This window comes from Rhizobium sp. BK181, from assembly GCF_014193305.1.
Classification (GTDB): domain Bacteria; phylum Pseudomonadota; class Alphaproteobacteria; order Rhizobiales; family Rhizobiaceae; genus Rhizobium.
Genome location: NZ_JACHZA010000016.1, coordinates 42709 through 55965, shown reverse-complemented (window position 1 = coordinate 55965; position 13257 = coordinate 42709). Strand labels below are relative to the sequence as shown.

Below are 13257 nucleotides of genomic sequence, written 5' to 3'. Positions count from 1 at the left end.
ATGGAAGCCGCGAGCAGCATGGGTGGCGAGGAGTTCGACTATATTGTCGTCGGAGCGGGTGCCGGCGGCGGAACGGTTGCCGCGCGCCTTGCGGAGGCCGGATGCCGCGTTCTCGTTCTTGAGGCTGGAGAGGATCCACGCTCTGCCGGAGGCGACAGGCTTGCGGATGAATACGATGTTCCCGCATTCCATCCGTTCGCCTCTGAGAACCCGGCGATCGCCTGGAATTTTCGGGTCAGACACTCTTCGGATGCAGAAGACGTGCTCTATCCCCGCGCGAGCGCGATTGGCGGATGTACGGCTCACAACGCGATGATCTTCATTCAGCCGCACGACGCGGACTGGGACGGGATTGCAGCCTTGACCGGGGACGAGACCTGGTCGGCAAACGCCATGCAGCGCTACTTCGGGATGATCGAGAATTGCCGTCACCGGCCAATCTGGCGGGCCCTGTCGCAAATCGGAATTGCAAAGACCGGTCACGGCTGGGACGGTTGGCTGCAGACGGAGCGGGCACTGCCCTTGCAGGCTGTGATGGACGGCCTCCTCAGGGTGACTTTGTTCACGTCGGCGGTGGCCGCGATCGCCATCAGCAAGCGACCCCTGGCAGCATTGCGCGCCCTGTTGGGCGGGCGAGCGGATGCTAACGACCGATCCATGGTGAGGCGCGGAACTGAGGGGCTTTTCTATACGCCGCTTTCGACCGCCGGCCACAGGCGGGTCGGAACACGCGAGCGCTTGCTCAAGGTGGCAAGTGATCATCCATCCCGCTTGCGCATTGAAACGAATGCCCTCGTGTCACAGGTTCTGTTCGATGTCGACAATCGGGCTACAGGCGTTTCATTCCTCAAGGGACGTGGACTCTACCGCGCGGGTCCGGTGCCGTGCACTGATGCGGGTGACCATCACGAGGCGCATGCCCGTCTTGGCGTGATCCTTGCCGGCGGAGCGTTCAACACGCCGCAGCTGCTCATGCTGTCTGGCGTCGGTCCGGCCGAGCATCTGAGGGAGCACGGCATTCCCGTGCGCGTCGACCTTCAAGGCGTCGGACGGAACCTGCAGGATCGCTACGAGATCGGCGTCGTCAATCGGATACGGTGGCCGTGGAAGGCCCTCGAGCGAGCGCGCTTCAAGCGCGGCGATCCCTTGTATGGCGAATGGCTCAAAAAGCGTAGCGGCATGTATACCTCCAATGGTGCCGCGATGGCGGTCGTGCGCCGCTCCACTCCGGACAGGAAGCTTCCGGACCTCTTTGCGATGGCACTTCTTGGCGATTTCCGAGGCTATTTTCCCGGCTATTCCGAACTCGTCGCGCGCAGGCACAATGTCCTGACCTGGGCCGTCCTGAAAGCTCACACGGAGAACCGCGCCGGTCTGGTGACACTGCGATCCTCTGATCCCCGCGATACGCCCCTTGTAGACTTCCGCTATTTCGAGGAGGGCAGCGGCAACGCTGCCTCTGACTTGACGGCGGTCGTTGCCGGCATTCGCTTTGCCCGCAGGCTTTCACGCCTGCTGAAGGCATTCGGGCTGGTCGTGGCCGAGGAGACGCCAGGAGAGGAATTGCAGAGCGATGAGCAGCTCATCCAGCATGTGCGCGCCAATGCCTGGGGTCACCACGCGTCCTGCACATGTCCGATTGGAACGAGGGAACAGGGCGGTGTTGTCGATCGACGACTTGGCGTGCACGGCACGAAGGGCCTTTATGTGGCCGATGCATCGGTATTTCCGCGTATTCCTGGCTTCTTCATTGCGAGCGCCGTGTGCATGGTGGGCGAGAAGGCAGCCGAAATGATCCGGGAGGATGCAAGTCACCGGATGGAGGCAAGGCATTGACGTGGAAGCAATTGCACGATGGCCTGGTACGGCTTCTCAACCTCGAACGGAGAATTGATCCTTTCATTCGCCCACCCGTGGACAGGCTGCTGCGTCCACCCATCGCAGGACTGGCCCAGGCCTGGTTGAGGGCTACGCGCGGGCGCGCACCGTCAATGCCGGCGATGGAAAAGACCCTTGCCGGGGAGGACGAATGCGTCGAGAAGATCATAAAGGAAATGTCGGCATATATGTCCACGCACTATCGCCCGGGCGGTTACCAGCGCGCAGGCAACACCAAGACCCACGGTGTCGTTCGCGGTCGCTTCATCGTCCGGCCTGATCTGCCTGATGCGATGCGCCAGGGGGTTTTCAGCGCGCCGCGGGAGTTTCCGGCCTGGGTCCGTTTTGCCGGGCCCGGTCCGGGCCTGCCTCCTGATATTGACGATGTCGGTGTGCTGAGCTTCGGCATCAAGCTGATGGGGGTCGATGGAGCGAAATGTCTTGACGACGAACAATTCACCCAGGACTTTACCGGCATCAGCACGCCAACCTTCACCACCCCGAACGTGGTTGAAAATGCCAAGCTGCAGACGTGGATCAATCGCGGTCTGCCGCTGTTTTATTTTGTCAATCCAGGCGATCCACATCTTCTCGACGCAGTCATGCAGGGACTTTGGGCGAGAACGCAGACGAGCCCTCTCGAGACTGAATACTGGAGCTGTGTTCCGTATCTTCTGGGCGCCGGTCAGGCAATGCGCTACTCGATCCACCCTGTCCGTACCAGCCGGACGCGCGTTCCGAACCTGCCTGGGCGACCGCCTGACAATTACCTTCGCGAGGCCATGGCTGCGACGCTGAATGAGGGGCCGGCCAGTTTTGAATTCCGCATCCAGGTGCAGACGGATCCGTCGTCGATGCCGATCGAGGACGCCTCGATCATCTGGTCGCAAAGCCTTTCGCCGCCAATACCGGCGGCAGCGCTTGTCCTTGAGCGCCAGGTTTTCGACAGTCCCGCCCAGCTTGCTTTTGCCGATCGACTTTCGTTCAACCCCTGGCATGCGCTGGCCGAGCACAGGCCGCTCGGAAACCAGAATCGTGCGCGCAAGCGCATCTACCAGGAACTGTCGACCCTGCGTCAGACGATGAATGCTGTGCCGCATGTCGAACCGACCGGCTCCGAGACATTCATTTGAGTGTGTCTACCTCGGGCAACCGATGCAAATAGGTATTCTCAGGGCAATGCAGCCAGATATTGGAGCGCCCTCAGTCCGGGCAGGAAGAAATAGGCTCCGCCGCGCACGGTGACAAAACTCGGGAGGCTCTCTATCCGGTTCGGCGCGCCGTTGGTTTGGCAGGTGAAACTGTCGGTGCGCGATCCATCCAGCAGAGGCACACGGCTGCCGACAATCGGATCGGACTCGCTGGAAAGCCCACCGAACTTCGAACTCTCCAGCCATGCATTCTGGATGAATTCGAACTGCCGCGCAATATTGGCGTTGAGGCAGACGAAGTAGAGGCCGCCCGACATGTCGCCGGTCTCCTGCGACGGGTCATATTTGCGCCCCCGCCTGAGAATGCGGTGGAAGCGTGCTGATGCTATCACGTCTGTTCGTGGAAGCGGCCTGGGAAGCCCCAGCTGACGAAGCAGGCCGGACAGCCGACTTTGCGTACCGCCGGGGATGTCGGCGTTGCGCGGATTGGCGCGACGAATGTGTGCGCCGAGGGGACAGGTGATCCCATCCGGATCACCATCGAAATCGAAGTCGTTGGATGGTTCATGGACGGTCGAGGCCTTGCTTTCAACGGCGGCAAGGGGCGTACCGGATCTTGCTCGCCCGACCATTTTTTCGGCAAGCTGCTCGGCCGCCTGGCGCGAACCGCCAACGCTTTCCAGGAATTGCCAGAAACCTGTGACGTCCTGTTCCAGCTGCCGGATCACCAGGTAGGACCCGTTTGCGCCCAGGTCACGCCTGTCGTCACCGACAAACGCCCGGAGCACGCCATGTGGATCGGCTTGCTCCGGCACGAACGGCCGGTCGGTCACCAGCCCGTATTCGTTGGTGTATCCCAGCACTGGGTCGAAGAATGAGCGGTGCGTGCTCCATGAAGAGCCATTTCATCGCCTTCATCGGAATACCGGGTGCGGCCCAGGGGGAACAATAGCCGAAGGACACCTCACCAGCATTGGCAAAGCTGGTTTCAAGCGCTGGTCCCTGTTGCCGGTCAACGACCGTGACCTCATGGCCGCTCTTGGCGAGCTGATAGGCAGACGTAACGCCGACGATGCCGGCTCCGAGTACAATGACTTTCATGATCGTTCCAAAACTGCAGACCCCGCGGGTCAGCGATATTGCCTGTGATAGCGGGTTCCGAGACCGGTGAGGATCTCGTAGGAAATGGTGCCGGCATCCCGCGCCAGGTCTTCCAGAGATTGATTGGGGCCGAGGACCTCGACGAGCGTGCCGTGGGTTATCGACGTTGCAGGCAGGGCGGAGATATCGATGGTGATGCTGTCCATCGAAACCCGACCGACGATCGGAAGGCGGATGCCATTGTAGTAAACCGCTCCGCGGTCGCTGAGACTGCGTGGAAGCCCGTCCGCATAACCCGCTCCTATTGTGGCCAACCGCATTTCGCGGCCTGCAACGAAGGCGCCACCATAGCCCACTTTGGTGCCGGATGGCACGACGCGTGTCTGGACGACCGCAACGTCGAGACTGACAACCGGCTCCATCGGGTTCTTCGTACCAGCAGACGGCGCGCCGCCGTAAAGAGCGATGCCAGGCCGTGCGAGCGCGCCGTGGTAGGAGCGGCCGAGAAAGGCACCGCCTGAATTGGCGAAGGACACGTCGTGGCCGAGGAAATCGTCGGACAGCCGCTGCATCTCAAGCAATTGATCAGCGTTTTGCAAGGAGCCGAGATCGTCCGCGCAGGCCAGGTGGCTCATGATGAAGCGGACATCGATCTCGGAGACGCCGATCAGGCCCGCGAGTTGAGCTTGTTCGTAGGGAGGCAGCCCAAGCCGCGACATTCCGGTGTCGAATTGCAGAACCGCGGGCAGCCTGCGCGCTGCGCTGCGCGCTGCGCTCGACCATTGATGCCACTGCTCCAGGCTGTTGATGACGGGAACGATATCGGCCTCGGCACATGCGCCCTCATCTCCAGGCTGCAGGCCGTTCAACACGAAAATGTCAGCGTCTTCGGCGATGAATTCCCGCAGGAGCAAAGCTTCAGGAAACTGCGCGACAAAGAAATTGCGGCAGCCTCTTTCGTAAAGCGCGTTCGCAACCTGCCTCGCGCCGAGGCCGTAGGCGTTCGCCTTTACGACTGCTGCGGCCTTCGCCGGAGCCACAACAGAGGACAACTGATCATAATTTCGCCCCAGCGCACCGAGGTCGATGGTAAGATAGCCGCTCTGTGAATGCTGCAGAGAGGCTGATCCGACGCGCGCATCATTCCCGCCCATGTTCATAATGTCCCCATTGTTGAAGGGCAGACTATGAAATAATCGATGAAATTGCAGAGCGTTTTGTGCTGGATGATTGCAATATTTTCGGCTAGATCGAATTTTCGATCAACATTTGCACGAAATCACCATGGCCGCTCTTGATGCGATCGACCGCAACATTCTTAGGCTCCTGCGCGTCGATGCGCGCATGAGCAATGCAAAGCTCGCTGAAGAGGTCGGCCTTTCGCCGTCCGCGTGCCTGCGGCGCATCAAGATCATGGAACGCTCTGGTGTCATCCGCGGCTATACGGCTCTTGTTGATACGGGCAATGCCGAAGCAACGATCGCGGTCATCATAAACATCACGTTGGAACGGCAAACAGAAGACCACCTCGACAAGTTCGAGGCCGCAGTCCGCAAGCATCCTGAGATCAGGGAATGCTTCCTGATGACGGGAGGCTCCGATTATCTCCTGCGGGTCGATGTCGCCAATGCCGTCGAATTCGAGCGGATACACAAGGATATCCTCGCCAGAATGCCGGGCGTTCTCCGAATTCACTCGAGTTTTTCGATACGCGATGTGCTCGGCGCGCGGCCGAAGCACAGAGCGTAGGAAACGGGGAGTGGCCGAGAGTGTGCTCTTGGCTGATCTTCTGGCGTTCTGACCCGTCAGGATTGTCCAGGGCCCGTCCGGATCCGGACGGTCAGTACCGCTGCCTCTCAGACGAACGAACCGCAAGGCACTATGGAAGGGGGCCAGCCCCAAGAAGGGAGTCCCCTTCCATCAGGCTGCACGCTTCAAGGCATCGCCGATGACCGAAACAATGGTGCCGATCTGTTCCTTTTCGACGATCAGCGGTGGTGACAGGGCGATAATGTCCCCTGTTACCCGGATCAGCAGGCCCTTGTTGAAGCAGTCAACGAAAACATCGTAGGCGCGTGTTCCCGGGGCTCCGTTTCGAGGAGCCAGTTCGATCGCGCCGACGAGGCCGAGGTTTCGGATGTCGATCACGTGCGACAGACCCTTTAGGGAATGCAGCGCGTCTTCCCATTCGCCTGCGAGTTCGGCAGCGCGGGTGAGGAGCCCTTCCTCTTCGTATATTTCCAGTGTGGCGATGCCAGCTGCGCAGGCAACAGGGTGGCCGGAATAGGTATAACCGTGGAAGAGCTCGATTGCGTTTTCCGGGCCCGTCATCAGGCCGTCATAGACCTTGCGGCTGGCGAACACGGCACCCATCGGGATGGTACCGTTTGTCAGGCCCTTGGCGGTCGTCACGAGGTCGGGAATGACTCCGAAGTAATCCGTAGCAAATGGCTTTCCGAGCCGGCCGAAGCCAGTGATAACTTCATCGAAAATGACAAGTATGCCGTATTTGTCGGCGATGGCCCGAATACGTTCGAGATAGCCTTTTGGTGGCAGGATTACGCCCGCCGAGCCGGACATTGGCTCAACAATCACCGCTGCGATCGTTTCCGCACCATGCAGTTGAACCAGGCGTTCGAGATCGTCGGCGAGTTCAACACCATGAGCGGGAAGCCCCTTCGAGAAGGCATTGCGGTCGAGGTCGAGTGTGTGCCGCATGTGGTCGGCGGGGATTTGCGGGAAAACGCGGCGGTTGTTGACGAGACCTCCCACGGAGATGCCGCCAAAGCCGACTCCGTGGTAGCCCTTTTCACGGCCGATCACCCGGGTCCGGGTACCTTGTCCAATGGCACGCTGATAGGCGATCGCAATTTTCAACGCGGTATCGACGGATTCGGAACCGGAACCTGTGTAGAACAAACGATCAAGGCCCGCAGACGGTCCGCCCGGCGCGATCGCTGCGAGCTTCGTTGCAAAATCGAATGCAATTGGATGACCCATCTGGAAGGTGGGAGCGAAATCGAGCGTCGAAAGCTGGCGTTCAACGGCTTGTGTGATTTTCTTGCGGCCATGTCCGGCGTTGCAGCACCAAAGGCCTGCGGTGCCGTCGAGAACCCGGTTGCCATCCACATCCGTGTAATACATGCCGTCAGCGCCGGCCAACAGTCTCGGAGCCGCTTTGAACTGGCGATTTGCCGTGAAAGGCATCCAGAAATTTTCGAGCGCCGGGCGATTTGACTTGGGGGTGTGATCCATTGCTGCCTCCGTTGAGATAGCCTGGATTGCGTAATTTTTTATTTTCCAACAAGTCCTTTTCTAGGAAAATTTAACGCCTTGTTTTTCCGATCGATGTAGTCGACATGTTTCGGTATATAGAACACCTGAAACAGGAGAACTGCGTGTCTGTCGATATCGGAAATAGACTTCGCTTTGTCCGGACGGCACACAACCTCTCCCAGCGCGAGCTTGCGAAGCGGGCAGGCGTGACGAATTCCACGATTTCGCTTATCGAATCCAACTCCACAAATCCTTCCGTCGGGGCATTGAAGCGGATTCTGGACGGTATCCCGATCGGCCTTGCCGAGTTCTTTGCCTTTGAACCCGAAGCGCCACGGAAGGCTTTCTATGCCGCAGAGGAGCTGGTGGAGATCGGCAAGGGTGCGATCTCCTATCGCCAGGTAGGAGAAAACCTGTTCGGTCGCAGCCTGCAGATTCTGAAGGAATGCTATCAACCGGGAGCCGGCACCGGGAAGGTCCCGCTGGTTCATGAGGGGGAGGAGGGGGGAATCGTGCTGTCAGGCCGGCTTGAGGTTACCGTGGATAACGAGCGCCGTATCCTGGGGCCCGGTGACGCCTATTATTTCGAAAGTCGCAGGCCACACAGTTTCCGATGTGTCGGTCCCGTCGCCTGCGAGGTGATAAGCGCATGCACACCGCCGACCTTTTGAGGGAAATGGTTAGCGAGCGGAAGCTGCGGCATTCACTGCTCGCCGGTTCAATCAAGCGCGGCGCCGTTCGAGTCAGCATCAGCGCAACCGCATCATCAGGGGGTCGTCTTCAGCAACTTCTTGCGCTGGTCTACCGTCAATGCCACGCGGGTTGTCTCACCTTCCTCGGTCTTGACGTCGAAGGCTGAGCTTGCGGCCCCGACGATTTTGGCGAATGCTGTTTCGGCGGCTTCCTGCTGATCTCTTGCGGTCACCAGCGTCGTTGTTATTACGATGAAATTCGGCATGTATCTTCCCAATTGTAACAGGTTGAACCGAACGTTTTGCAGACCCAGTCTACAACCAGACCAAGGCGCAATCGAGCCACGAGACGAAGTTTTGCCGTGTTCTGCGACTTGCACCCTGCCTCCAGCGCCGACGTGGATGCGGAGACAGCATTGTCGCGATTGATGATCGAGACCCGGCGCGGCTCTGGTTGTCGACTGTTGTCCGTCGACCTATACCACGCCGTGCCGATCACGGCGGGTTGCTTGCCACTATCCCTGATTTCATCGCGTTTCCGCCCAAGCGGCGGACTAAAGCCGCCGATCGTCCATGATCTTCTTCTCCTCAGGAGATCGTCATGCCCAAACGGGTTGTTCCATCGAGCACAATTTCAATGTCACCCGGTGTAAGAAGCTCGATCGCACCACAAAGCGTGCCTGTGGTGATGACAGCGCCGGCCTTGAGCGATGTCGCTGGCCGCAGCTTGTCATTCGCATAGTCCAGGAGCCAAGACAGGACGTCGCCCTTTGGATGCTGGGCGGGAGCGTCATAGATCGATTGGCCGTTCAACGTCACCAGAAGCGGCGTGCCACTGGCTGTGTCGATCACAGATTTCGCAACGTTCGGGCCGAGCACATAGCCACTGTTGCCGAGGCGGTCCGCGAGGAACAGCAGGAATGAAACCTTCCCGCTCTCCTCGATGGCGCTCAAAAGAAATTCTGCGCCGAGATGCACCGCAGCGATTGCCTCGACGAGGTCCGCACGTGTGTAGTCCGCAGCAGCACGGATCGGAAGATCATGCCCCAGACGGACGGCGATCTCCGCCTCGAACTTCGTACCCCGCTTCCACGGGATCTGCGCGCCGGAATCACCCTGAACATAGGGGTGGAGAGGAGCTGTGACCGCCTGCCCATCGGGTGACACGGTTACCTTCCAAGCATTACTGGAGATCGCCTCATCGGCTGCCAGAAAATTCTGCACGTCCATTGCATGGCGAAGATCAGTGGGGAGGACGAAAGCCGAGGTCGGCGCCTGGTCTCCGGCGCGATGCAGCGCGTGAAGCTTCGATGCAAGGGCACGTGGATCGAATGTGGTGGCTGGATCTGCCATGTGGTCTTCTCCATTTTGATCTGAGTCGCGAGTTTATCGGCCGAGAAAGGCTGGCGCGAGAGCCTCGATGGAAAGACAGTTATGCCAGGGCAGAATACCAGTTCTGGCGATAGTCCAGAAGCCCGGGAATTGTGGCCGGCTTGATGCGGCGCTCGGTTCCGGGGTGGGGGGTGATGCCGGTCAACAGCGCCGCGCCTTGGCTCGTGCCCGTTGATCCGGGAATTGCAACGATTGTCCTCCCGGTCAGCGCTGCAAGCAGGACGAGATAGGTTTCGTTGAGGGCAAACGGCCCTTCGACGATGACGGGGCCGTCTGCGACGACGAGGTCGAGGCAGGTCTGGCTCATCAGAGCAAGATACAGGCACAGGGCCGCGTAGCGTTGTTCGGCGCTGGCGCCCTCGGCGTTGAGCCATCTGCCCTTTTTGCCCGGAAACGGACCGGAGCCCGACACGACATTGGGAAGCAGCATGACGCCCTCCGAAATCACGTGCTCGACGGCGCGGCGAACATATTCTTCGCTGGTACTTCCGATCTCGCGTAATATGGTTTCGAACTCGCGGCCTCCCATGAACCGTGACGAAGGAACGGCGCGGCCATAGGCATCGACATTGGCAAGCGTATCGCGGCCGGGATCGAGACGATCGAAGTTACCTCCAACGCCGAACGTGACGACCCAGGTTCCGGTCGATACGACGGCGAACGGCGCGGCACGAGCCACTAGGTGCGGGAGCAGGGAGGCGTTGGAATCGTGGATGCCGCAATAGACGGGAATATCCGATCGCAGGCCAATCTCCCGCGCGACACCAGGGAGGACCATGCCGAGCGGGTCGAAGGCAGACCGGATCGGTGCCATCAGCTCCCGAATGCCAAGCGTATCGACGAGCGAGGAATATCGTCCGTGACGGGGATCCCACAGGTCGGTATGGCAGCCGAGTGATGTCACCTCGTTCGAAAAGACGCCAGCCAGTCGCCCCGTCCAGTATTGGGGGTACGTGACGATTGTCGCAACGTTTGCGAATTCGTCAGGAAAGTTGGTCTTCTGGTAATGCAGTTGCGCTCCAACATTCAGCCCCATCATCTGATGCGGTGAATAGGTCTCCTCGAAGGCAGGGCGCAGGCGCGCATAGGCTTTGCTGATCTCTTCGGGATAGTCGTGCTCGTAGTCGAGCACGGGCATGGCAAGAGTGCCGGTTGCGTCGAGGAGAGCTGCAGATGCCCCGTGCGTCGTGACAGAAATTGCATCGAAACCCGGTGTTTTTGCAAAGGATCGGAGCGCCCTGATCGCGAAGGCCCAGAGACCGTCAACATCATAATGTGGATAGAGACCGTGCCTCAGGACCGTATTCGGTGTCTTCGCCACCGCGATTTCCGCACCCGATGCACTGTCGAGCACTACAACCTTGGCGTTGGTCTTGCCGATATCGAAAACAGCGACGTATCTGAAATCCTGCGTGGTCATGGCATGTGAAAGACGGTAACGAGATCACTCTGGACCGGCGAATTGTCAGGATTGGTAGCCATGATGTCAGCCATATGCGCCCACCATCTTTTCATCACGGGATGGTCGGGCAGGCTCGTCATCGTATGGTCGGCACGACGGCTCAGCACGCCGAACAGCGTATTTGTCTCCCGATCGAGGTGGATCGAGTAGTCGCTCGCCCCGGATTGATGCAGCAATTCGACCAGCTCCGGCCAAATTTCGTCATGCCGTTTCCTGTATTCGGCTTCCATTCCCGGATTGAGCGTCATCTTGAAGGCGTGCTTTTCGATCGTCATTTGTCCACTCACTTCGAGCTCATGGTCTTGATGCGTCGTGCAACGATTGGAATCGCGATCGTGATGATGAGGAGCAGGCCAATGAAGATAGACATTACGATACCCGGAACATTGAGAAGTCCGAGGCCGAAGGTCACCAGGCCCATGACAAAGGCAGCGATTACGACACCGCCGATCTTGCCGGAGCCGCCGAGAATGGAAACACCCCCGAGAACCACCATGGTAACGACTTCGAGCTCCCAACCCTGTGCGATAGAGGGACGGGTCGAGCCGAGCCGCGACGTCAGGCAGACCGCGGCAATCCCGCTCATCACGCCAGTCAGGACGAAGAGAATGAATTTCACCCGCTCGACGGGGATGCCGGAAAAGCGGGCGGCGAAATCATTGTTGCCGATCGTATAGACCTGGCGGCCAAAATTCGTCGCATGCAGCAGGATCGAGAATGCGATCGCCAGCACGATGAAGAGGACGAATTCAAAGGAGAACACCCAGAACACATAGCCCTGGCCGAAGAAGGCGAACTCTTCCGGGTAACCGCCGTAGGCCTGGTCTCCGAGGACGATGTAGGAGATCCCGCGGAAGAGGCTCATCGTCCCGATCGTCACGACGATCGACGGCAGTTTCATGACCGAGACGAGGAAGCCGTTGAACATGCCACAGACCAGCCCGACGACGATGCCGATGACTACGAGCCCGGGCGCGCCGACGCCAAGCTGGGCGGCCGCACCCATGGCGGTCGAGGCAAGTGCGATGATGGCGGCGACCGACAGATCGATCTCGCCGGCGATGACCAGCAACGCCATCGCAAAGGCAATCATTGCCTTTTCGGTAAAGTTAAAGGTCGCATCCGAGAGGTTCCAGGCATCAAGAAAGTAGGGCGATGCCACGCAATTGAAGATGAAAATCAGTACGGCGACGCCAAAGAGCAAGACCTCCCAGCTCGAAATGACGCGCTTGAACGGTGTGCCGAGGCGATCGGGAATGACCCGCTTTTCACCCGGCGTAAAAAGGACGGTGCTCATGCTGCAACCTCTGCTGGGGTCTCTCCCGCAGCCTTGTCTCGAAGGATGATGCGACCACGATTGCGTTCGCGCCTTGCGTTGAAGGCAACGGCCAGGATGATGACGGTGCCTGAAATCGCCATTTGCGTGAACGGCGAGATACCGATCACCGGTAGCGCATTCTTGATGACGCCAAGGAAAAGCGCACCGAGCACCGTGCCAATGACTGATCCGACACCCCCGGCGATCGAAATCCCGCCAATGACGCAGGCAGCAACGCTGTCAAGCTCGAAGCCATTGGCGATATCCACATAGGCAACCGCATAACGGGACACCCAGAGATAGCTGGCGAGGCCGGCAAGCGCGCCCGACAGGACGAACGCGAGGAATTTCGTCCAGCCCACGTCGACGCCGGCATAGACCGCCGCCGTCGGATTGCCTCCGGCGGCATAGGTGGAGCGGCCAAACGGGGTATGTTTAAGGAGGACGTAGATCAGGCAGACGATGATGATCGCAGCCCAGCTGAGAACCGGCAAGCCGAGGACAACAGTGCGCGGCACATTCAGGAACGTCGGCGTCATCTGGTGGGCATTGACCCATTCTCCGCCCGACAGGACAAAGGCCATGCCGCGGTAGATCGTTAGCGTGCCAAGGGTCACGACAATTGGCGGGATCTCAAGCGCCCAGACGAGAAAGCCGTTGATGGCACCGAGAAATGCTCCAATCAGGATCGCAGCTAGGATCAGGGCGACCAGGGGCAAGTCAGGGTAGGCGGCATTCATCATCGCAACGGCCATGCCCGTAAAGGCCAGGTTTGCGGCGACTGAAAGGTCGATCGACTTCGTCAGGATGACCGTCATCTGCGCGAGCGCCAGGATGATGAGAATCGACGTGTCGTTGAAGATAGCAGCGAGGTTACCGGGCGTAGCGAAATCCTGGGCTCTCGTCGAGAAGATCGCGACCATGACCGCAATGATGACGAAAAGAAGGGTTTCTCGTTTTTTCAGAAGTCTGGACATTCCGATTACC

General features: G+C 59.4%; 13 protein-coding genes and 1 pseudogene. 4 read left to right on the top strand and 10 right to left on the bottom strand.

Annotated elements, in window-relative coordinates; translation table 11 throughout:
• Both FHT77_RS25235 and FHT77_RS25230 read left to right on the top strand, forming a co-directional pair.
• Window positions 1-1836 carry a GMC family oxidoreductase gene (locus FHT77_RS25235; protein ID WP_183757559.1) on the top strand — a complete coding sequence of 612 codons (1836 nt, stop codon included), beginning with the start codon at window positions 1-3 and terminating at the stop codon, window positions 1834-1836.
• Window positions 1833-3011 carry a catalase family protein gene (locus FHT77_RS25230; RefSeq protein ID WP_183757558.1) on the top strand — a complete coding sequence of 393 codons (1179 nt, stop codon included), beginning with the start codon at window positions 1833-1835 and terminating at the stop codon, window positions 3009-3011. Before FHT77_RS25235 ends, FHT77_RS25230 begins: the two co-directional genes overlap by 4 nt.
• Before the next feature lie 38 nt (window positions 3012-3049).
• Here FHT77_RS25230 and FHT77_RS31970 read toward each other — a convergent pair whose 3' ends face one another.
• The 3 genes and pseudogenes from FHT77_RS31970 to alr form a co-directional block, all read right to left on the bottom strand.
• A complete protein-coding gene (locus FHT77_RS31970; RefSeq protein ID WP_312859772.1) occupies window positions 3050-3862 on the bottom strand; it encodes a Dyp-type peroxidase domain-containing protein in 813 nt (270 codons plus the stop codon).
• A 31-nt stretch (window positions 3863-3893) separates the two neighbouring features.
• A pseudogene (locus FHT77_RS25220) lies at window positions 3894-4130 on the bottom strand (FAD-dependent oxidoreductase); the annotation flags it as partial.
• A 29-nt stretch (window positions 4131-4159) separates the two neighbouring features.
• Window positions 4160-5284 carry an alanine racemase gene (gene alr / locus FHT77_RS25215; protein ID WP_183757557.1) on the bottom strand — a complete coding sequence of 375 codons (1125 nt, stop codon included), beginning with the start codon at window positions 5282-5284 and terminating at the stop codon, window positions 4160-4162.
• A gap of 130 nt (window positions 5285-5414) precedes the next feature.
• Here alr and FHT77_RS25210 point away from each other — a divergent pair, with 130 nt between their 5' ends.
• Window positions 5415-5879 (top strand): Lrp/AsnC family transcriptional regulator, encoded by a 465-nt coding sequence (locus FHT77_RS25210; RefSeq protein WP_183757556.1) that lies wholly within the window; start codon window positions 5415-5417, stop codon window positions 5877-5879.
• Between the two features lie 171 nt (window positions 5880-6050).
• On the opposite strand, the gene FHT77_RS25205 is transcribed toward FHT77_RS25210, so the two are convergent.
• On the bottom strand, window positions 6051-7385 hold the full coding sequence (locus FHT77_RS25205; RefSeq protein ID WP_183757555.1) for an aspartate aminotransferase family protein: 1335 nt from the start codon (window positions 7383-7385) through the stop codon (window positions 6051-6053).
• A 143-nt stretch (window positions 7386-7528) separates the two neighbouring features.
• Here FHT77_RS25205 and FHT77_RS25200 point away from each other — a divergent pair, with 143 nt between their 5' ends.
• Window positions 7529-8077, top strand: coding sequence for a cupin domain-containing protein (locus tag FHT77_RS25200; protein ID WP_183757554.1), 549 nt, complete (start codon window positions 7529-7531; stop codon window positions 8075-8077).
• A gap of 95 nt (window positions 8078-8172) precedes the next feature.
• Here FHT77_RS25200 and FHT77_RS25195 read toward each other — a convergent pair whose 3' ends face one another.
• The 6 genes from FHT77_RS25195 to FHT77_RS25170 all read right to left on the bottom strand — a co-directional run bounded on the left by FHT77_RS25195 (window position 8173) and on the right by FHT77_RS25170 (window position 13247).
• Window positions 8173-8364 carry a hypothetical protein gene (locus FHT77_RS25195; RefSeq protein ID WP_183757553.1) on the bottom strand — a complete coding sequence of 64 codons (192 nt, stop codon included), beginning with the start codon at window positions 8362-8364 and terminating at the stop codon, window positions 8173-8175.
• Window positions 8365-8686: 322 nt separating this feature from the next.
• Complete coding sequence (locus FHT77_RS25190; protein ID WP_183757552.1) at window positions 8687-9451, bottom strand: fumarylacetoacetate hydrolase family protein; 765 nt, start codon at window positions 9449-9451, stop codon at window positions 8687-8689.
• Window positions 9452-9530: 79 nt separating this feature from the next.
• A complete protein-coding gene (locus FHT77_RS25185; protein ID WP_183757551.1) occupies window positions 9531-10910 on the bottom strand; it encodes an FGGY-family carbohydrate kinase in 1380 nt (459 codons plus the stop codon).
• Window positions 10907-11227, bottom strand: a complete 321-nt coding sequence (gene rhaM, locus FHT77_RS25180; protein ID WP_183757550.1) for an L-rhamnose mutarotase — start codon at window positions 11225-11227, stop codon at window positions 10907-10909. The genes FHT77_RS25185 and rhaM overlap by 4 nt, the downstream gene beginning before the upstream one ends.
• A gap of 8 nt (window positions 11228-11235) precedes the next feature.
• A complete protein-coding gene (locus FHT77_RS25175) occupies window positions 11236-12249 on the bottom strand; it encodes an ABC transporter permease (protein WP_183757549.1) in 1014 nt (337 codons plus the stop codon).
• Window positions 12246-13247, bottom strand: a complete 1002-nt coding sequence (locus tag FHT77_RS25170; protein ID WP_183757548.1) for an ABC transporter permease — start codon at window positions 13245-13247, stop codon at window positions 12246-12248. The genes FHT77_RS25175 and FHT77_RS25170 overlap by 4 nt, the downstream gene beginning before the upstream one ends.
• Between the last annotated feature and the right edge of the window lie 10 nt (window positions 13248-13257).

Coding starts and splice junctions, on each gene's coding strand:
- FHT77_RS25205 (WP_183757555.1), bottom strand. CDS start 7,385: ATGGATCACACCCCCAAGTCAAATCGCCCGGCGCTCGAAAATTTCTGG.
- FHT77_RS25210 (WP_183757556.1), top strand. CDS start 5,415: ATGGCCGCTCTTGATGCGATCGACCGCAACATTCTTAGGCTCCTGCGC.
- alr (WP_183757557.1), bottom strand. CDS start 5,284: ATGGGCGGGAATGATGCGCGCGTCGGATCAGCCTCTCTGCAGCATTCA.
- FHT77_RS25195 (WP_183757553.1), bottom strand. CDS start 8,364: ATGCCGAATTTCATCGTAATAACAACGACGCTGGTGACCGCAAGAGAT.
- FHT77_RS25190 (WP_183757552.1), bottom strand. CDS start 9,451: ATGGCAGATCCAGCCACCACATTCGATCCACGTGCCCTTGCATCGAAG.
- rhaM (WP_183757550.1), bottom strand. CDS start 11,227: ATGACGATCGAAAAGCACGCCTTCAAGATGACGCTCAATCCGGGAATG.
- FHT77_RS25170 (WP_183757548.1), bottom strand. CDS start 13,247: ATGTCCAGACTTCTGAAAAAACGAGAAACCCTTCTTTTCGTCATCATT.
- FHT77_RS25235 (WP_183757559.1), top strand. CDS start 1: ATGGAAGCCGCGAGCAGCATGGGTGGCGAGGAGTTCGACTATATTGTC.
- FHT77_RS25185 (WP_183757551.1), bottom strand. CDS start 10,910: ATGACCACGCAGGATTTCAGATACGTCGCTGTTTTCGATATCGGCAAG.
- FHT77_RS25175 (WP_183757549.1), bottom strand. CDS start 12,249: ATGAGCACCGTCCTTTTTACGCCGGGTGAAAAGCGGGTCATTCCCGAT.